The organism is uncultured Sphingomonas sp. (assembly GCF_964237155.1).
GTDB lineage: Bacteria > Pseudomonadota > Alphaproteobacteria > Sphingomonadales > Sphingomonadaceae > Sphingomonas.
Window position 1 is genome coordinate 1 of record NZ_CAXSHH010000051.1, and the last position, 17,099, is coordinate 17,099.

At 64.6% G+C, this 17,099-nt stretch carries 21 protein-coding genes and 2 pseudogenes; 12 read left to right on the forward strand and 11 right to left on the reverse strand.

Going from position 1 to position 17,099, the window contains the following annotated elements:
* Window positions 1-338 (forward strand): hypothetical protein (locus tag ACFE71_RS11110; RefSeq protein ID WP_375428855.1); only part of this gene is annotated, 338 nt, incomplete at its 5' end.
* Window positions 339-524: 186 nt separating this feature from the next.
* On the opposite strand, the gene ACFE71_RS11115 is transcribed toward ACFE71_RS11110, so the two are convergent.
* From ACFE71_RS11115 to ACFE71_RS11125, 3 genes are all read right to left on the reverse strand, one after another.
* Window positions 525-1,646, reverse strand: coding sequence for a site-specific integrase (locus ACFE71_RS11115; RefSeq protein WP_375428856.1), 1,122 nt, complete (start codon window positions 1,644-1,646; stop codon window positions 525-527).
* Window positions 1,646-2,098 (reverse strand): GNAT family N-acetyltransferase, encoded by a 453-nt coding sequence (locus ACFE71_RS11120; protein ID WP_375428857.1) that lies wholly within the window; start codon window positions 2,096-2,098, stop codon window positions 1,646-1,648. Before ACFE71_RS11120 ends, ACFE71_RS11115 begins: the two co-directional genes overlap by 1 nt.
* A gap of 414 nt (window positions 2,099-2,512) precedes the next feature.
* A complete protein-coding gene (locus tag ACFE71_RS11125; RefSeq protein WP_375428858.1) occupies window positions 2,513-2,797 on the reverse strand; it encodes a hypothetical protein in 285 nt (94 codons plus the stop codon).
* A 385-nt stretch (window positions 2,798-3,182) separates the two neighbouring features.
* Here ACFE71_RS11125 and ACFE71_RS11130 point away from each other — a divergent pair, with 385 nt between their 5' ends.
* The 6 genes and pseudogenes from ACFE71_RS11130 to ACFE71_RS11155 form a co-directional block, all read left to right on the forward strand.
* Window positions 3,183-3,464 (forward strand): type II toxin-antitoxin system Phd/YefM family antitoxin, encoded by a 282-nt coding sequence (locus tag ACFE71_RS11130; protein WP_375428859.1) that lies wholly within the window; start codon window positions 3,183-3,185, stop codon window positions 3,462-3,464.
* Entirely contained in the window at window positions 3,373-3,861 is a 489-nt protein-coding gene (locus ACFE71_RS11135) for a hypothetical protein (protein WP_375428860.1), read from the forward strand. The genes ACFE71_RS11130 and ACFE71_RS11135 overlap by 92 nt, the downstream gene beginning before the upstream one ends.
* 132 nt (window positions 3,862-3,993) lie before the next feature.
* Window positions 3,994-4,374 carry a hypothetical protein gene (locus ACFE71_RS11140; RefSeq protein ID WP_375428861.1) on the forward strand — a complete coding sequence of 127 codons (381 nt, stop codon included), beginning with the start codon at window positions 3,994-3,996 and terminating at the stop codon, window positions 4,372-4,374.
* Complete coding sequence (locus ACFE71_RS11145) at window positions 4,371-4,577, forward strand: hypothetical protein (protein ID WP_375428862.1); 207 nt, start codon at window positions 4,371-4,373, stop codon at window positions 4,575-4,577. Before ACFE71_RS11140 ends, ACFE71_RS11145 begins: the two co-directional genes overlap by 4 nt.
* A gap of 12 nt (window positions 4,578-4,589) precedes the next feature.
* Window positions 4,590-5,603, forward strand: coding sequence for a hypothetical protein (locus tag ACFE71_RS11150; protein ID WP_375428863.1), 1,014 nt, complete (start codon window positions 4,590-4,592; stop codon window positions 5,601-5,603).
* 6 nt (window positions 5,604-5,609) lie between these two features.
* Window positions 5,610-5,876, forward strand: a pseudogene (locus ACFE71_RS11155) (integrase core domain-containing protein); the annotation flags it as partial.
* A gap of 400 nt (window positions 5,877-6,276) precedes the next feature.
* Here ACFE71_RS11155 and ACFE71_RS11160 read toward each other — a convergent pair.
* From ACFE71_RS11160 to ACFE71_RS11175, 4 genes are read right to left on the reverse strand one after another with little or no spacing between them, the layout of a single operon-like run.
* Window positions 6,277-6,903, reverse strand: a complete 627-nt coding sequence (locus ACFE71_RS11160; protein ID WP_375428864.1) for a VOC family protein — start codon at window positions 6,901-6,903, stop codon at window positions 6,277-6,279.
* The gene (locus ACFE71_RS11165) at window positions 6,863-7,717 is read right to left on the reverse strand and encodes an alpha/beta fold hydrolase (protein ID WP_375428865.1); all 855 of its coding nucleotides are present in this window, start codon (window positions 7,715-7,717) and stop codon (window positions 6,863-6,865) included. Before ACFE71_RS11165 ends, ACFE71_RS11160 begins: the two co-directional genes overlap by 41 nt.
* Window positions 7,714-8,916, reverse strand: a complete 1,203-nt coding sequence (locus tag ACFE71_RS11170; protein WP_375428866.1) for a CaiB/BaiF CoA transferase family protein — start codon at window positions 8,914-8,916, stop codon at window positions 7,714-7,716. The genes ACFE71_RS11165 and ACFE71_RS11170 overlap by 4 nt, the downstream gene beginning before the upstream one ends.
* Before the next feature lie 13 nt (window positions 8,917-8,929).
* Entirely contained in the window at window positions 8,930-9,736 is an 807-nt protein-coding gene (locus ACFE71_RS11175; RefSeq protein WP_375428867.1) for a citryl-CoA lyase, read from the reverse strand.
* A 197-nt stretch (window positions 9,737-9,933) separates the two neighbouring features.
* On the opposite strand from ACFE71_RS11175, the gene ACFE71_RS11180 reads away from it, so the two are divergent.
* The 4 genes from ACFE71_RS11180 to ACFE71_RS11195 all read left to right on the forward strand — a co-directional run bounded on the left by ACFE71_RS11180 (window position 9,934) and on the right by ACFE71_RS11195 (window position 13,838).
* Window positions 9,934-10,767, forward strand: coding sequence for an IclR family transcriptional regulator C-terminal domain-containing protein (locus ACFE71_RS11180; protein ID WP_375428868.1), 834 nt, complete (start codon window positions 9,934-9,936; stop codon window positions 10,765-10,767).
* A 2-nt stretch (window positions 10,768-10,769) separates the two neighbouring features.
* On the forward strand, window positions 10,770-12,182 hold the full coding sequence (gene leuC / locus ACFE71_RS11185; RefSeq protein ID WP_375428869.1) for a 3-isopropylmalate dehydratase large subunit: 1,413 nt from the start codon (window positions 10,770-10,772) through the stop codon (window positions 12,180-12,182).
* Window positions 12,179-12,784, forward strand: a complete 606-nt coding sequence (leuD, locus tag ACFE71_RS11190; RefSeq protein ID WP_375428870.1) for a 3-isopropylmalate dehydratase small subunit — start codon at window positions 12,179-12,181, stop codon at window positions 12,782-12,784. The genes leuC and leuD overlap by 4 nt, the downstream gene beginning before the upstream one ends.
* A 256-nt stretch (window positions 12,785-13,040) precedes the next feature.
* A complete protein-coding gene (locus ACFE71_RS11195; RefSeq protein ID WP_375428871.1) occupies window positions 13,041-13,838 on the forward strand; it encodes a hypothetical protein in 798 nt (265 codons plus the stop codon).
* A gap of 573 nt (window positions 13,839-14,411) precedes the next feature.
* On the opposite strand, the gene ACFE71_RS11200 is transcribed toward ACFE71_RS11195, so the two are convergent.
* Window positions 14,412-14,792, reverse strand: coding sequence for an AAA family ATPase (locus ACFE71_RS11200; protein ID WP_375428872.1), 381 nt, complete (start codon window positions 14,790-14,792; stop codon window positions 14,412-14,414).
* A 53-nt stretch (window positions 14,793-14,845) separates the two neighbouring features.
* On the opposite strand from ACFE71_RS11200, the pseudogene ACFE71_RS11205 reads away from it, so the two are divergent.
* A pseudogene (locus ACFE71_RS11205) lies at window positions 14,846-15,048 on the forward strand (hypothetical protein); the annotation flags it as partial.
* 287 nt (window positions 15,049-15,335) lie between these two features.
* On the opposite strand, the gene ACFE71_RS11210 reads toward ACFE71_RS11205, so the two are convergent.
* The 3 genes from ACFE71_RS11210 to ACFE71_RS11220 all read right to left on the reverse strand — a co-directional run.
* Window positions 15,336-15,704, reverse strand: a complete 369-nt coding sequence (locus ACFE71_RS11210) for a nuclear transport factor 2 family protein (RefSeq protein WP_375428873.1) — start codon at window positions 15,702-15,704, stop codon at window positions 15,336-15,338.
* Window positions 15,705-15,853: 149 nt separating this feature from the next.
* On the reverse strand, window positions 15,854-16,456 hold the full coding sequence (locus tag ACFE71_RS11215; RefSeq protein WP_375428874.1) for an NADPH-dependent F420 reductase: 603 nt from the start codon (window positions 16,454-16,456) through the stop codon (window positions 15,854-15,856).
* An 85-nt stretch (window positions 16,457-16,541) separates the two neighbouring features.
* Window positions 16,542-17,099 (reverse strand): SDR family NAD(P)-dependent oxidoreductase (locus ACFE71_RS11220; RefSeq protein ID WP_375428875.1); only part of this gene is annotated, 558 nt, incomplete at its 5' end.

Here is a 17,099-nt window from a genome sequence, read left to right on the forward strand (position 1 = left end):
TCAGCTCTCATCCTGATCGCCGCTCGCTTCTCATCCAGATCGTCGCGCTACACCCTGGCCTGATCAGTCCGTCCAGCACGTACGCGACGCTAAGCAGCACGCCCAGAATGGCCGCCGCGAACATGAAGTACCTCATGAAGCCAAGCTTCTCTTTCGCCTTCGACCACGCTGACCCGACCTTCGCGATCGCCGTGCCTCGGTCGCTGGGGCTCCAGAACGCGACCACCACTCCGGTCGCTACCAGCGGAAGAACGGCCAACCCGGCTACAAACCCGAGCCCGGAGAACAGCCCCCTCGTCCATGAGCCGAGCGCAATAGAGGCTCCGCTATATAAGTAACCGTCCGCTGCGCCCGGGAACTGACTAGGTGAAGGTGATAATGAAGCAGAACCTCCTCGTGATAACTACGTCCCAAGAAGTGGAGTTCTGGCACTAGCAAGAAGGCGAATACCTTGCCGAATAGCGATGGCACACGTCTGATATAGGTCGATAGCACCTACCTCCTCTCCTGAACGCTTCTATTATCTAGAGAAAACCGTCGCCCGCGTGGTCTTCGAACCGCTCGTGATCGTGTACGTACTCTGCGACCATCTCGATCGATGCGTGGCGGCTATGGCTGCGCATCTTGAACAGGTTCGCGTTTTGCCGGCCCGCCTCGGTCAGAAAACCCGATCGAAGCGAATGCGCCGAGAACGTCTCGGACCGATAACCCGCCGTGATCGCTGCCGCCTTCACGACCAACGCTACACCCTGCGCGCTCATCGCCTTGTCGGTGAGCCGACCCTGGGGCGTCAGCTTCCGGAACACGGGCCCGCTGTCGATGCCGGCCTTCGCCAGCCAGGCGCGATAGTGGCGCACAGGCTCAAGCCGCCGACCGTCAGGGATCGCAACGGTCTGGCCCTTGCCGTACTGGTCGGTTTTCGAAGAACCGATACGCACCGAGAGCCCGCGTGTGTCCTGGGTCACCCGCGCGATGGTGATCGCCACCAGCTCGGAGCGCCGGAACGCGCCCGCCATGCCGATCGCGAGCAGCGCCCGGTCGCGGTAGCCGCGCAGGTCCTCACCGGCGACGCTGCGCAGCATGTCGCGCAGCACGTCGCCGTCGGCCGCCCGCTTCTTCACGACTTCGTCCGTCTCCTTCTTCTCCCTGCGGATCGCGCGGACCGCCTTTTCGAGGCGGGCGGCGCCGGGCTGAGAGGTGGGCGGCTCGACCTCCGCCGCGCGGTGCGCGAACACGATCGCGGCCAGCCTTCTCCCGATCGTCGACCGGCTTAGCGGCGTCGGTTCCCCGAACTTGATCGCGCGCCCGCGCTTGGTCAGCAGGTCCTCTCGCGGCGAATAGCCCGTCTCGGCCAGGAGCGTCAGGAACGCAGCCACCGTCACCGGCGCCGCGGGCAGGGGACGGTAGCCGTTCTCCGCGCACCAAGCGCAGAACAGCCGCCAGTCCGACTTATACGCGCGCAGCGTCGCGTCGGCTGATGCGCGAAGCATATAGCGCTCGACGCGCTCGCGATCGTCAGGCGCGAGGTCGGGAAGGTAGGGCGCGAGCGACTCGACCCTGTCAACGATCGCCACCGCGCCCGCGACGATCGAGCCCAGATCCTTAGATGAATCTATGTCGTGACGAGGTAGTTCGCCGGCGTCCATCAGAGGGGCTCGAGACAAGCGGGTAACTCAGCGCGTCTCAGCTCGCACACCTTCATCTCGCGCGAGCACCAGTTTACGTCGCTGGCTTTCTGGTCGGCCGCGTCCCAGGTCAGGCCGAACCGTCGATAGAATGCGAGCCGGTGCTCATCGGGTAGGACATCTCGGCCGTACCGCTTCAGCTCGACGGGCTTGACCGGGGCGTCGGGGTGGCGACGCTGCGCCCACTCGATCATCCGGTTCATCGCGACGGTGCCGATACCCTGGCGCCGCCATGTGCTCGGGTCGACGACGTTGAAGCCGTTGGAGAGTTGGAGTCCTCTGAAGCGTTTCAGCTCGGCACCGGCCCTCATCACGATCTTGTCGATCCCGAGGTCCACGCCGGGGACCGGTCTCAGCGTCCGCGCGCCATGGATCGACAGGATCAGCTCGAGCCGCTCGGCGTCATCTTCCACGACGGTCTCCGCGAGTGTAACAGGCGCGGGTTCCCCCGCGACGGTTGGTTGCAAAAGGTAGTACGTCGATCGTGCCGCGTCGTCCCGATCGAGGTCGGGACCTTGATGGTACGCGCGCCCAGGATCGGTGAGGCTGAGTGGTGGGTCGGTCATCGCTAACGATCAGTCTTGTTCTTCACCGTGCCCTGCGCCGCGCCACGGGCAAGAGCAGGATTAGGGTCAAGGCCCCGAAACCGATCTGGCTCCCGATCCAGAACACGAGCTCCGCTAAAGCCGGCTCACGCGCGTCCATCGTGATGATCGCGAGCTGAGTAAGGCTGATCGTAGCGCTCGCGATGATGCCGAACAGAAGAACCCGTAAAATGGACAACAAGGTCGACGCCCTTTCTCGATGCATTGAGGTTTGGACGGCTATCAGCGGTGCGTCGAAAGCCCGGTTGTCAGGTTAGAGAACTGCATCATGTCCAAACCGTCGACCACGAACCGCACTTCGTCCCCATCGCGTGTCAGCGCGACGGCGGTTGAAACGACAGGGGTGCTGAACAGGGTCGCCTCGGGACGATCCTGGAACAGGATATGGCATTTATAATCGTTGCCGTAGGTCGCCCCGGACTCGTCGACGATCGCGATGCGGGCGACCTTGCCGGAGAACTCGGCCCGAGCTTCATCAACAGCCGCTGGTTTGTCGAAAAACCCCATCGAACTTACGCCTCATGTAGGCCCGACCTCGATCGAGTGGTTGATCCGTCCAACAAGCATAACTTGAAGCCGGAATCATGACCACCCTGTTTTTAGCGGGAACCGATATTATCGCTAAATACGAGTTCCCGGATATGTTGCGTTCCGAGGGTCTTGACGGACTTCAGGGTTTTTCATATCTTCCAGGTTGCCCAGCCTTTCAGGTCGGCCAGCTCCGAGTGGGCATGGGATGTAATCGGTAGAACGAAAGCGCCGGCAAGGACCATCGAGGCCCCAACGTGCGACAGGACCAGCGGTGCGCCGCGACGCACGGATCGGATAGAAGGCAGGTCCCGGAGCGCTAATGTAACCAGGTAATGTAACCCGAGAGGTTGGAGCATCGCGCATGGCGAAGAGCATGGAAGTCGTCCCCTCGGGCGAGCTGCAGAAGCAGTTCGGCCGCTACTCCGACGAGGCGATGATCCGCCCCGTCGGCGTCAGCCGGAACGGCCGCGTCCGCTTCGTCATGGTCCCTGTCGACGAGTACGAGCGCCTGCGCCGCCGCGAGCGGGTAGCGCTCGGCGTGGAGGAATTGGATGACGAAACCCTCGAAGCCCTCCGAACCACGGAGCCCGGGCCCGGATCCAAAGAAGCGGAAGCCCGGCTCCAAGCTGCCGCAGCCGGGTGAGGTCCTCAACTACAGCTATCTCTGGAAGCACGAGTATCGCGACGGCCGCATCAAGGGTGTCAAGGACCGACCCGTCGCCGTCGTGCTGCTCATGAAGGCGCAGGACGGGCTCGACCACGTCTACGTGGCGCCGATGACGACGCAACCGCCGCGCCGCGACCAGACCGCGATCGAGGTGCCGGAGGCGGTGCGCCGCCAGCTCGGGTTCACCGCCGAGCGGTCCTGGATCGTCGTCGACGAGGTCAACCGGTTCACCTGGCCAGGCTACGACATCCGCAAGATCCCCGGCCGCGAGCCCGAGACGAGCTACGGGTTCATCCCCTCAGGGCTTTATCGGCGCGTGCGCGACGCGGTGTTCGCCGGCGCGATCGGCCGTCCGGTCGACCGCGATGATTGACGCCGCGAATGGTTGGGCGGCGCACGCAAGAGCGCCCAAGGTATCAGTTGCAGCCGAGCAGCGGCTTTATGTGCATGATGCTCTATTGCTAGATCTAAAAGTGAACTTGAACGCCGGAAAGGGGGCGGGAAGATGAACGCGTACACGCTGCTGCCGGCGCTGGCGGTGCTGCTGGCCGTAATTTTCGTGCTGATGACCCATCTGCGCCGACAGGCACTCGAAGGGTTCGTGACGGTTCCTTACCGGCGCGCCAGAATGCTCCATCGCCTCGAGCGGACGTTAGCCAAGGAGAACGGTATCAGCTTGGCCGAACACATGGGCAAGGGGAAGGCGGAGAACGCTGCGCGGAAAAAGATCGCGATCGAAAAGGACGTGCGCCTGCTCGCCCTATATCGTGAGAGATGTGTGAAGGGCGACACCGAAATCGAGCTTCCCGATCCCGAGCAAAGCAATTTCAACGACGAGGCTAGGCGCATCGATGCCTTCTATCCGGACCGGCCGAGCGCAATATGATCATCCTTCAGGACATGGGTGCCCGAGCCGTAGGGCTCGATCCGGCCGAGCGCTCAGAGAAGGCCGGCGATCATGCGGTTTCGCTCGGTGATCGGTCTTGCATGGCGCTCGCCAAGCGCGACGGCATGCCGGCGTGGCCGGGTAACCGTAGGTGGAAACAGGTCGCGGACGCTGCCGGCGTGAAAGTCGGCGCGATCAGGTAAGGGGAGATCGGCGTGAACACGACCACCGCTCGCCCCGTGATCGGGGACTTTCTGCAAGTGCCGTTCGCGCCGGCGGGTGCCGCCGCTCTCTCGAGAACGAACAGCATGGCGAAAGAAGTCCGCGACTTGCCCGAGCGACTGATCTCGGACGAACTGCGCAGCGACCGTGACCGCGTTCTTGGTACGCACCTGAGTGACCTGCTCGCCGCTCACCGCGATGCCCGAGCAGCCGGCGCGGCTGACGCGGATGCAGAGCTGGCGGACGGTCTTCAGCACATAGACGAGGAACTGCGGCGGATCCTGGCCGCCTGTCGGTCGCGTGCGACCGACAGCCTGGAGGTCCAGAGCCGCTTTCTGGAGCAGCGTTATCCGGGCGACAAGACGTTCGGGTTGCTCGGCGACGGGTCGGAGGACGTCGCTCCCCAGTCGATCGAGGGCACGAACCCTCGCACGCTGGGGCGAGACTCTTTGGAAGGCCTGTTTTCACCCGCGACTGCTCCCGCGAGGGCGAGGCCAACCTTCTCCGACCGCTCGGGGCAAGCGTTTAACAGGCTCGAGTTTCTCACGATCGCGACCCTCGCCCTCATCGCCCTCCTCTTAATCGTCCTTATGCTCAACCACGACCCGCGCGCGGCGGATAAGGCGATGCGGGCGAAGGTGGACGTCGCCGCCACGATCGACGATATTCGACGTGTTCGCACGAATAGCGACGGAGTCGAGCAGGTTTATGCGGAAGTCGATCTACGCGGCTCAGTCCGTAATCGCGCTGACAGACCCTTGGATGCCCTAGGGCTCGAGATCGATCTATTTTCATGTCCGCAAGCTGGACTTCCTCTCACGCGCTGCACGCTTGTTACCAAGACGCCAGTCTATCCGGACGGTATCGATGATCTGCGTCCGGGGCTTACCGGCCGCTTTCGTCATACCTCGATGGCTCTAATTCCAGATGTCGATGGTCATTTGAGAGCAAGCATTCGCGTCGTCAGCACCCGGGCCGGTCAAGTCGACGGTGCAAGCAATGGATAGCTCTGAAATTGTGAGGTCTTCCACAGCCTTGCCGGGGCCAAGGTGCTGATCGAGGCTTGGCGCCGCCACTACAACACCGTCCGGCCGCACAGCAGCCTCGGCTACCGACCACCAGCCCTGGAAGCGGCGACACCGCGATCGCCGGCCTCCGGTTCGGCTTCGCTCCACCTCCGGCCGGCGCTAGCGGCGGAGACCACGATGCACCAACAATCAACCCGGACCACCCGGTGGGGGCTGCTCACTACCGCGTGGTTTACCCGAGTAGCTCGGTGATCATCGACACCGCCAACAACGGGGCTGACGCGCGCCGCTTCGAGCACGACCGCTTTGATCGCGGGGCTAAACCTCGGTCAAGCCGGGCAGGCAGGCGAGCGTGAGATGCTGTGGCGGTGTCGCGCCCAGATCGCGCGTCGCCGCTGTCAGGTCGGGAGCATGCATCCGCCAGCGCTCCACAAGCGCACAGGTAAAAAGCTTCGAAAACAACGTATCGCCTGCGACGTTGCTGTCTAGGACAAGAAGATAGGGATATAGACGTCCTCGTAATGGGACCCGGAGTTTTCTTGTAACCGGACGGCGCGGCGGGACGCAGCCCGCCGCGTGCTTCACCCCAACACGTTTAGAAGTCGAGGCGGCGCAATTTCGGTTTCGCCCGACGTGTGCGAACGCCGAGATGTCAACTCTTCATCCATCCAGTGCCCCGGCGAGTGTTGTTGGATTCGACTTCATCCTCGGCACGCCAGCGCTCCATCACGGTGTGGGCGTTGGTGGCGGCCGCCCTCATCATTTCGGTAGTCGGCTCGACCAAAGTGGTGAGCTCCACCTGCAGGCCGTTGGGGTCGTAGAAGTAGACCGAGTAGCAGTAGCCGTGATCAGTGAGGAACGTCTCCACACCCTCGGCGTCCAGCTTGCTCTTAAAGTCCTGCACGGTGTCCTTGCCCTCCACCGTCAGCGCGATGTGGTGCCCGAAAGGACTGATTGGCGTGAACTTGTTCACTGAATGGCCAAGCGATGCTTCAAGATCCTTGAACTGAAAGAAGGCTAGGCAGCTTCCATCCGAGAGCTCGAAAAACGCGTGCGCGTAGTTGTCAGGCTGATTGGTAGTAGGATTTACCCGCTCGACCCAGGTGCCGACGAGCGGTAGGCCGAGCAGGTCTTCGTAGAAATGTCGCGTCTCTTCGAGATCACGCGCCATGAACGCGTGGTGGTGGAGCTTGCCGATGCGATTCGTGCGGCGGCGTGCGGCAAGCACGTCGGGATTGTCAGCCGGCGAGTCGATCGTGGTTTGCGTTAAGCTGGTCATTATTCCTCTCCCAATTGTGCGGACCTTGGTGCCCGCCTTTCGAAACTTTGGAGTTCTGTCCGGCCGCGTCGAGGAGCCAGCCTCGCATCGCCGCTGATACGTCGGCGGGACGCTCAAGCGTCATCATGTGGCCGCATCCCTGCAACAACAGCAGCCGGGCACTGCCGATCAGCCCCATCATCTCGCGGTGGACTGAAGCCGGTCGTAGGGCATCTTCCTCGCCAGCAATCAGCAGCACCGGGCAGGTAATCCGAGGTAGCAGGCCGGCGTGGTCTGGCCGATCATAGCCAGCCGAGATTTGCGCCTCCATCGCGGCGGCCGAACCGCGTCCGAACATCGCCAGCAGCGTCTTCGCGAGCGTCTCATCGGAGCGGGCGCCGGATCCCAACAGTGCCGGCAGCCAGCGGCGTCCCATCTCCTGCATACCCTCGGCTCGGGCCACGGCCAGCAACGCCCGACGTCCGGCAGTCTCCGCCTCGCCCGCCGCCCCGTCCGGGCGCGGCCGATGCTCGGTCCCGAGCAGGCAGAGCCCGCGAACGCGGTCCGGTGCTAGCCGGATCATCTCTAGAGCCACGCGGCCGCCCATGGAATGGCCTGCGACGAAAAGTCGGTCGTCGGCCGCGGCAAGCGCACGAACGGCCATGGCGGTTACCGAGCGGGTGGCACCATAGTCCAAGATGACGATGTTCGCGACATCGGATAGGCGGGCGACCTGCGGCTCCCAGACCGCGGCATCGCAGGCCATGCCGGGCGCCAGTACTAGCGTCGGCCGTCGACCGGGGGTGCGGCCCAGTTCGGGCTTGGCCAGTGTCACGCCAGCGCTTTTTCAATTGGAGTTGGATACGGAGATGCCGCCGTTGCGAACGGCCAGCAGTCCGGGTCGTCACGCAGCGCGGCCCGGATGGTCTCCCCGTGCTGATTCAGCTGCGGCGCGGCAAGCACGGATGCGTCGCGCACGCCGTCGTAGCTGAACGCAGCTCGGATCGCTTGGCGCGCACCTTCGAGGCGCTCCTCAACCGGGACCACCATGCCTAGATGAGCAGCCTGGGGGTCCATGGCCGCTTCATCGACGGTATTGACGGGTGCGAACGGCACGTCAAATTGCTCCAGACGAACCAGCCACGCCGCGCGGTCCCGGTCCGAGAAGACGGCGTTCAGCGCCGCGAGCAGGGCCGGGTAGTGGTCGATGCGGCCTTGCCTCGTCGCAAATCGGTCGTCGGCGGCGAGGTCCGGCGCCTCGATAGCCTCAAGGAGGTTGGTCCAGAACTTTTCGATGGACGAGAGGTGGAGGCCGATCAGACGGTTGTTGCGCGTCCGGACGATAAAGGCCTGGGCCAGTCGCGGTCGGTCAAGCGCGGTGGGTACCTCGCCGAGTGCGAAGTAACCGGTAAACGGCTCGACCGCGAAGTGCATCATGGCCTCCAGCATGGAAACCTCGAGCAGCCGACCGCGACCCGTGCGCCCGCGCTCGATGAGCGCCCCCATAATGCCCATGGCGGCGTAGAGACCGGTTATGGCGTCGGCCATGGCGGGCCCGAGCAGGCGTGGGGCCTCGGGATCAATCGCCACCCCGAGAAAGCCAGACAGCGCCTGAGTGACCGAGTCATAGCTCGGGCGGGCGGCGTAGGGGCCGCTCTGGCCGAAGCCCGATATAGAGCAGTAGACCAGGCCGGGGTTGCGTGGGCGCAAGGCATCCGGACCGACACCCATCCGATCCGCAGCCCCTGGCCGGAAGTTCTGGATGTAGACGTCGGCGGAGCCGACGAGGTCGTAAAGGACCTCCCGGTCGGCGTCCGTTTTCAGGTCGAGCGACAGGGCTCGCTTATTGCGGTTATAGGCTTGGAAGTGGGCGCTGTAATAGCCGCCCCGGAAACTCCGGTAAGGGTCGCCTCCGCCCGGCGACTCGAGCTTGATCACGTCCGCGCCAAGATCTGCCAGCATCATCGCCGCGCAAGGGCCAGTGATGAACGTCCCCTGCTCGACAACCCGAATTCCTTGCAGTACCTTCAGCATTGCACGCGCCCCTTCAGTTGTCGTCCGCGACGAAGCCATCCGGCGCAAGGCCGTCGTAAATGACGACGGCCGCCGCAGCGTGCGCCATGGCGAAACCGATGGGGCGCAGCTGTTCTTCAAGGAGGTGGGCAATCAAGCTCGCGGTCCGGGCCAGGAGCGGCACGCCCTTCAAAGCCCCGATCGGGAAGCCGACATCCAGCAGGACGGCGGGAATTGCGGAGGAAATGTTCATGCGGAGGTCGCGCCCCGTGACCTCGGGCAGCACGGCCTCAACTGCCAGGGCGGCGTGGATATGCGCGCCGCCGACGTCGAGCTCCTTGGCGAGGGCGAAAAGTCGATGGGCGCGAGGGTCGCCGCCCTTGTGCAGCGGATGGCCATAGCCCGGAACGGCCGCCTTTCTAGCCCGCAGAGCTTGCACGGCGTCCCGGGCCGCCGAGGATGGATCGTTCCCGCTAGCCTCCTCGACGACCCCGTGCAGGAACTCGCCAGCGGCCTGTGAGCTGCCCAGGATGACCGAGCCGCAGCCAAGCAGGCCTGCGGCCACCGCCCCCTGCAGGGCCTCTGGCGCGGCAGCCAAGGTCATGCGCGCGGCGGCGACGCTCGGCACCAGCCCGTGTTCAGCGATGGCTACCAGGCACGCGTCCAGCATCCGGCGCTGGGGCTCGCTCGGCGGGTCGCCGGCCACGAGCAGCCATACGTGCTCGGTAAAGGTCAGCGAGCCCACAAGGTCGGTTGCCAGATCGCGGCCGCGGACGATGATCGTCTCGGGGTTTGAGCCTGAGATAGCCGTACGCGGCTCGGTTACGGCTCCGATCTTCACATTCGCTCCACTTCGATCATCGAACACAAGTTCGATATGCGAAACTTGGAACCTAAGTCTTGCCTCGTCAAGCCTTAAAAGCCGGCGTAGCTCGGCTCCGTGCGCCCGCACGCCGCACTCGCAACGCATCTGTCCGAAGGACCTTGCATTTTTCGCTATGCGAACACAAAGTTGGACAGCGAACGACGAGGGCGACGATGATTGAACCGCAGAGAAGAGCCCTTGAGGACCGCGAAACCATCGCCGGGCTGGCGCGCGGATTGGCGGTGATCCGCGCGTTCGGCGCGAACGGGCCGACCAGCACCCTGAGCGAGATCGCGCGCGCAGCCGGGCTTAGCCCTGCCGTCGCCAGGCGTTGCCTGCATACGCTGGAGGCGCTGGGCTATGCGGGGCGCTTCGGGCGTCAGTTTTTCCTGCGGCCTCGAGTCCTCGACCTCGCGTCACCCTACCTCAGCAACGTCAACGGCGAGGCTCTGGCCCGGGACTATCTCGGCGAGGTGCTGGCGGTCAGCGGCGCCTCATCGTCGCTCTCGGTCCTGGACGGTGCCGACATCGTCTACCTCGCCCATGTCGGAGCTCAGCGCCTGCTCCGGCTTGAGGCCAGCATCGGCACTCGCTTCCCGGCCTATGCCACGTCCATGGGACGCGTGCTGCTAGCTGGCCTGCCCGAGGGCGAGCTCGACGCCTATTTCGAGGCAGTCGCGCCGAGGAAGCTCACGCCCAAGACGGTCGTTGACGTTCCGACCCTGCGCGTCCTGATCGCGGAGGTTGCGGGAGCGGGACTTTCATGCGTTTCGGACGAGCTTGCCACCGGCGTGCTGTCGATCGCCGTCCCCGTCTACGACCGGGACGGCCGATCCGTCGCCGCCATCAACTGCTCGGCCCACTCGGGGGAGACGACCGCTCGCGAGCTGAAGCGGCACGTGCCCATGCTGCAGGAGACGGCGCGCCGCATCTCGACTGCCCTGCCTCACTTTCCCGCCCTGACCCAGCCTCCTCGGCCCTACGGCGCGAGAGCGGCGGACGCCTGACAATGTCGGACGCGCCGAGGACGCTGTTCGCCAAAGTATGGGATGCGCACGTCGTCGAAGACGAGGGCGAGGGAGTTTGCCTGCTTTACATCGATCGCCACTACCTGAACGAGGTCACGAGTCCCCAGGCGTTCGAGGGCCTGCGGCTAGCCGGACGGAAGCTGCGGCGGCCCGACCTGACGCTAGCGGTCGCCGATCATAACATCCCGACCGAGGCGCGCCGGTCCGGCATCGCTGATCCTGACAGTCGACTGCAGGTCGAGACCTTAGAGCGGAACGCCCGCGAGTTCGGCGTAGCGCACATCCCGATGCTCGACCCCCGGCACGGGATCATCCACGTGGTCGCGCCGGAGCTGGGCCTGAGCCTGCCTGGACAAACCATCGTCTGTGGGGATAGCCACACCTCGACCCACGGCGCCTTCGGCGCGCTTGCCTTCGGAATCGGCACCTCCGAGATTGAACACGTGCTGGCGACCCAGACGCTCAGGCAACGCCGCCCGCGGACGCTCCGCATCCGCGTCAACGGCCGGCTCGGCCCCGCCGTGAACGCCAAGGACCTGATGCTGAGCCTAATCGCCGCGATCGGGGTGGCGGCCGGGACAGGGTCCGTCGTGGAGTATGATGGGGAAGCCGTGCGCGCGCTCGACATGGCCGGTCGGATGACGCTCTGCAATATGTCAATCGAAGCCGGAGCCCGGGCCGGGCTGATAGCACCGGACGAGACCGTATTCGCCTACCTCGTCGACCGATCTCACGCGCCCCGCGATGGGGCGTGGGCGGAGGCGGTGGAGCGCTGGCGCGGCCTGGCGTCCGACCCGGGCGCGGCATTCGACCGGAAGATTGCGGTGGACGCAGGCGATGTGGTGCCCATGGTGACATGGGGATCGCATCCGGGCACCGCCGTCCCGATTACCGGTTTCATCCCACAGCCTCGCGACTTGCATGACCATCAGCGAAGGGCTCAGGCGGAACGCATGCTCGACTACATGGGCCTCTCGCCCGGCCAGCCCATGGCTGGCCTGCCTGTGGACGTGGTCTTCATTGGCAGCTGCACCAACGGGCGGATCGAGGATCTCCGGGCCGCGAGCGAGGTGGCCCAGGGGCGACGCGTTCCGCCTGGCGTCCGCGCGCTCGTGGTGCCGGGGTCGGCCTTGGTCAGGGCGGAGGCCGAAGGCGAGGGACTGGATCGCGTCTTTCGGGAAGCTGGCTTCGAATGGCGCGAGCCGGGGTGCTCGATGTGCCTCGGCATGAACGCCGACCGGCTGCGGCCCGGCGAGAGATGTGCGTCCACCTCTAATCGGAATTTTGAGGGACGGCAGGGACCGGGCGGCCGGACGCACCTGATGTCGCCGGCGATGGCGGCGGCCGCCGCCGTGAGCGGGCGGCTGGTGGACGTGCGCGAGCTGCTAGGATGACGCCGTTCCGAACTTTTACCGGCCGGTCGGTACCGCTACCAATCGCCGACGTCGATACGGACAAGATCATCCCCGGCCGGTTCCTCAGTACTGTTAGCCGGTCGGGGCTCGGGCGGCACCTCTTCGACGGGCTTCGCTATGACGAGAATGGGCGCGAGCGGCCAGAGTTCGTCCTCAACCGCGCGCTGTTCCGGGACGCGTCGGTGCTGGTGACGCTCGAAAACTTCGGCTGCGGCTCCTCGCGCGAGCATGCCGTATGGGCGCTTATGGATTTTGGTGTCCGGTGCGTGGTCGCCCCGAGCTTCGCTGACATCTTCATGGGCAATGCTGTCAGGAATGGATTGTTGCTGGCCCGGACGGGCACGGCGAACCTGACAAGACTGCTCCAAAGGGCTGAGGAAGCAGCGCTTGTCACCGTCGACCTTGAGAATCAGGTGCTCGGGGTTCCAAGTCTGGGCGTGATACACTTCGCAATCGACGCCGCGCAACGCGCGGCGCTGCTGAGCGGCGAGGACGAGATAAATCGGACCGACAAGGCGGAGAGTGCCATAGCCGCTCACGAGCGGCAATCCGACCGGATCGCCATTCCGATTAGGATTTAAGGTCACAGACCCAAGGCGGAACGCGCTCGCTTGGCAGCGCATGCCGGGTGGTCAGTCCAGCTCGTCCGCTCCGATATTCTCAATCAGCATGACGGACGAGTGGCCGGGTCAGGCCGGGCCGTTCAAAGCCGTCACCGATGTAAAAGTCAGCTGGCGATGTAGGCTTGACGGCCGCAGCACTTCCCCGCAATCTTCGATAAGCGAAACATAATTCGCAAAACGAAGTGGCTCCGGTCAACGAAGCCCGTGGGAGACGATGATGGTAAAGGCGATTCTTGGGAGACGCGTTGGCGCGTGGGCTGTCGTTGCGAGCATATTCGGCGGTGCCGACACTAACGCGCAGGACGTCTGGCGGGTGCAGAGCGTCCAGGTCCTGCACGGCTCTGACTTTGAGGAGTTCGACCGCTCGGGCGTCGACAAGACCACTGCTACTTATGAATATACTGGAGGGGGCGAGTACGGCTTTCAGTACTTCTATGTCGACGTATACCGATATGACGAGAAAGGGAGCAAAGACGTCGAATTCTTCGGCGAGTACTATCGGCATTTCAAGGTTGCAGGATCGCGGGCAAAGCCAGGTCGACGGCTCTCGTTCAAGAACCTCTATCTAACCGCCGCCGGGCTCGCCGGGGCTCGAAGCAACGATACCGAGGTCGTCGCGGGCCTGTTCGGCGCGACCGCCGACTTCAACATTCCGACTTTCGACTACGCGGCGTTGAGCATGCTGACCTATGTGGAGGCGACCTCGATCAACGGACGTCGAGGTAGTTGCGACGGTACTACCTACCAGGTCACGCCTTTCTGGAGGAACAGCTTCCAGGTCCGGAAGCTGCGGTTTGTAACCCAGGGATTCGCCGATTTCATCGGGGCCAAGAAAGGGTGCGCGGCGCAGATCATCTTCCAGCCGCAATTAGCCCTGGACATCGGCCGCTTGCTGGGCGGCAAGGACGACCGGTTGCTCCTGGGCGTCGAGCACCATGTCTGGGATAATAAGTTCGGAGTCCGTGGCTTAGATGAAAGCACCACTCAGGCCATGATACGGTTCCGGTTCTGAGCTCACGCGCGTCAATTCGTGACATCCCCCCTGTCTCTCACCCCAGTTTGGGTGAGAGTTTTCCGGCCGTTTGGAGCCTTCGGGCAAGGAGTTGGGAAATAAAGAAGTCGAGGTACACGAATGAGCAGAGTAAACGTCCGGCCCACCCGCGCGCCTCCCGGCCCTACGCCAGCAACCCGCTGCCCGACCTCGAAACCGACCGCATCCTCGACGTGGAGGCGACACCCGCACGCTTCTCGGCCGAGGTCGCGGCGACCCGGACTCTGGTCGCCAGGGTCAAGGCCAAGCTGGGCATCGCGCCCACGAGCCTCGCGGTTGACAAGGGTTAGAGCAACGGCCCGGGGTCGTAACATAAAAGGGGCACAGAACTACGCTAGGGGCGCGCCGGGAAACCTGCTGGCCAGAGTTTCCATGCAGAGGCGCTATCCGACATGGTTTGCCGCTCATGGACTATGGCGAACGTGCGCCCTCTGTAAACGAGCACGCTATGTGGCGGCATTCTGAGCGCAATGTCTGTCGTCGGGGTGGTTGGCAGCCTTCCTAATTACGGTCGAAATTTGGGAAGGTGCAAATTCAGCGCCTCAAACTGTTCGAGCGGTAGAAGTCGGTCAGCGCCTTGGTCGACCTGATCTGCACCTTTGGCAGGGTAATGCCGTCGAACATATCCTGATAGCGGCTACGGTTGGCCCTGGTGGCGATTACGATGTGGCGGATCATATCCCATTTCACGCTGTCGCGGCCACCCTCGAGCGCGCCCCGTCGGGCGCGCTCGAACCAGCAGCGCCGTAGATAGCGATACAAGCCCAGCGTGGTAGGAACGTCGAGCAGGATGATCCCGGTCGCTCTTGCCAACCTCTTTGAAAGCAGCCGCGAGTAGTTGCCTTCCATGACCCAGCGCGAGCTCGTGATCGCCGCGTCATGGAGCTCGGCGAACTCACCCGCTGGTCGCGGCACCCAATCGGTATGCGGAAGATGGTGGAGCTTATGGACCACGGAAGGGACGACGAATGCCGAGCAAGAAGCGCAAGTCGGAGGAGGTCATCGGCAAGTTGCGTGAGGTCGAGATCGTGTTGGGCCAAGGCGGCACGGCTGCTGAGGCATGCCGGCGCATACGCGGTTGGCCAGCGGACCGCTGCCTCGCCGGGGCAGGCTCTACTATCGTTGGCGCAAGGAATATGGCGGGCTGAAGACCGACCAGGCGCGTCACTTGGCTGCTCGCCACGAGCCTATGCGCGGACCGGACCGCCCGCCGGTTCGCCGCATCCCTGGGCGACGACCGCGATCGCGCGGGCCACAGGTGCCCGGCGGCTCGCGGCAGGTGGTCCGCCGGCGGGGTCGGATATGAAGCCGTAAATGCCTGGATACCACTGGTGGAACCCCGCCGGCCGCTCGGCGGCTTGCTTCACATATCGGTCATGGTCGTAGGACCGGTCGATAGCGAGCGCGACAGACCCGCGCTCGGCCATCTTCCGCCCCGGCCCCCGGGGTCGGCCGAACTCACGCAGGAACCGGGTCGAAGTAGAGGTAGACCGCCGCGATCCTCCCCTCGCGCGCGACTATGAAATCGGTCCCGGCATAGGCGGGAGCCTTGCCCGGCGGGCCTGAAACCCACTGCACCCGGCCGGCGTCGCCGTGCAGCTCTTCCGGGGGACGGATCACCGTGTATTGCGCGTCCGGGTGCGTCGATCGGATCGCGCCCGCGACGCGGTCGATCTCGTCCCACCCGCGATGCACGCCCGCAGGCTCGTAGAATACTGCTTCCTCGGCGAAGATATCCTGAATCGCGGCTCGTCGGCGCTCGGCGTTGCCCTCTCCGAACACGTCGTGCAGATTGCGGGTCAGTAGCATAGCGATGCTTTGGGTCATGGCGAATCTCCTTGGTACGCGGTTGAGTGTCGGCCCTGGTCTCAGCTTGGCCGTCGTCGGGTCGCCCGTCAGCTTCATCGCCAAGGGTTGCCCGTGGAGATGCGTTCGACGGGCCACCAGTGTGATGGCGGCCCTTCAGGCCTCGTGGCTCAGTTCACCTGGGTCAGGTAGGGTCCGGCGAGAGGTCCTCCGAGTTGCTGCAGGCGGCCGCCCTCCGCCAGATAGCCTAGGTCGATCGGGGCGAAGCCGAATGAGGTGACGAGATCCGCCACCGTCTTGCGCGCGTTCGCGTCGTCGCCCGAGATGAACAGCACGCGCTTGCCGCCATGCTCGGCGGGATCCGCCGCGAGGCCTTTCGCCATGACCGTGTTGAACACCTTCACCACGCGCGCGCCGGGCGCCAATCCGGCGACGATCTCGCTTGAGCTGCTGTCCCCGAGGTCGTCGCGCCGGAAGTCGGGCGCGTAGCTCAGGAAGTGGTTGGTCGCGTCCATCAGGATGCGGCCGTTCCAGTCGGCGAGGCCGGCCAGCGCCTTAGGTACTGCGACCCAAGGCGTGGCGAGCAGGACGATGTCGGCCGCGGCGGCCTCCTTCCGCGTGGCGGCGCGTGCGCCGGTGCCGAGGCCCGCGACGGTGTCCGCCAGCGTGTCGGGGCCGCGGCTGTTGCTGAGCGTGACCTGATGGCCGGCCTTGATCGCCTGGGTTGCGATGGCCTGCGCGACCGCGGCCGCGCCGATGGTTCCGATGTGCATTGCTTGATCCTTGGGTGAGAAGGGGGGTGAGGAGGTAAGGGTGGTGCTATCGGGACACCCGGCCTTGCCGGGCCCGTGCTGCTCGTCAGTGACCAGAGCCGCCGTTTGCGAGGATGTGCTGGCCCGTGACCCACACTGCATCGGGACCCACCAGGAAGGCGACCACGCCCGCGATGTCGTCAGGCGTGCCGAGCCGATGGCGTGGAGTGGCGTCGATGATCGGCTGCTTGGCCTCGTCGGACAGTGCCTTGGCCATGGGCGTGTCCGTGATGCCCGGAATGACGCTGTTCACGTTGATCCGGCGCACGCCCAGCTCGACGGCGGCGACCTCTGTCATCTTGAGCACGGCGGCTTTGCTCGATGCGTACATGGCGGTGTCCGGCCAGGTGAAGGTCGCCGACGATGAGCCGATGTTGACGATACGCCCCTCGTCGTTGAGGAGCAGCGATGCGTGCTTGAGGCAGAACAGCGTACCCCGGCAGTTGAGGCCGAACACTCGCTCGAACGTCTCGTCGTCGGTTTCCGCAAGCGGCTGCTGCGCGAAGCCGCCCGCGTTGTTGACCAGGATGTCGGGTCGGCCGAAGGCCTCGACGCACGCGGCGAACATTCGCTCGACGTCCGCGCCGTTCCGCGGATCGCCACC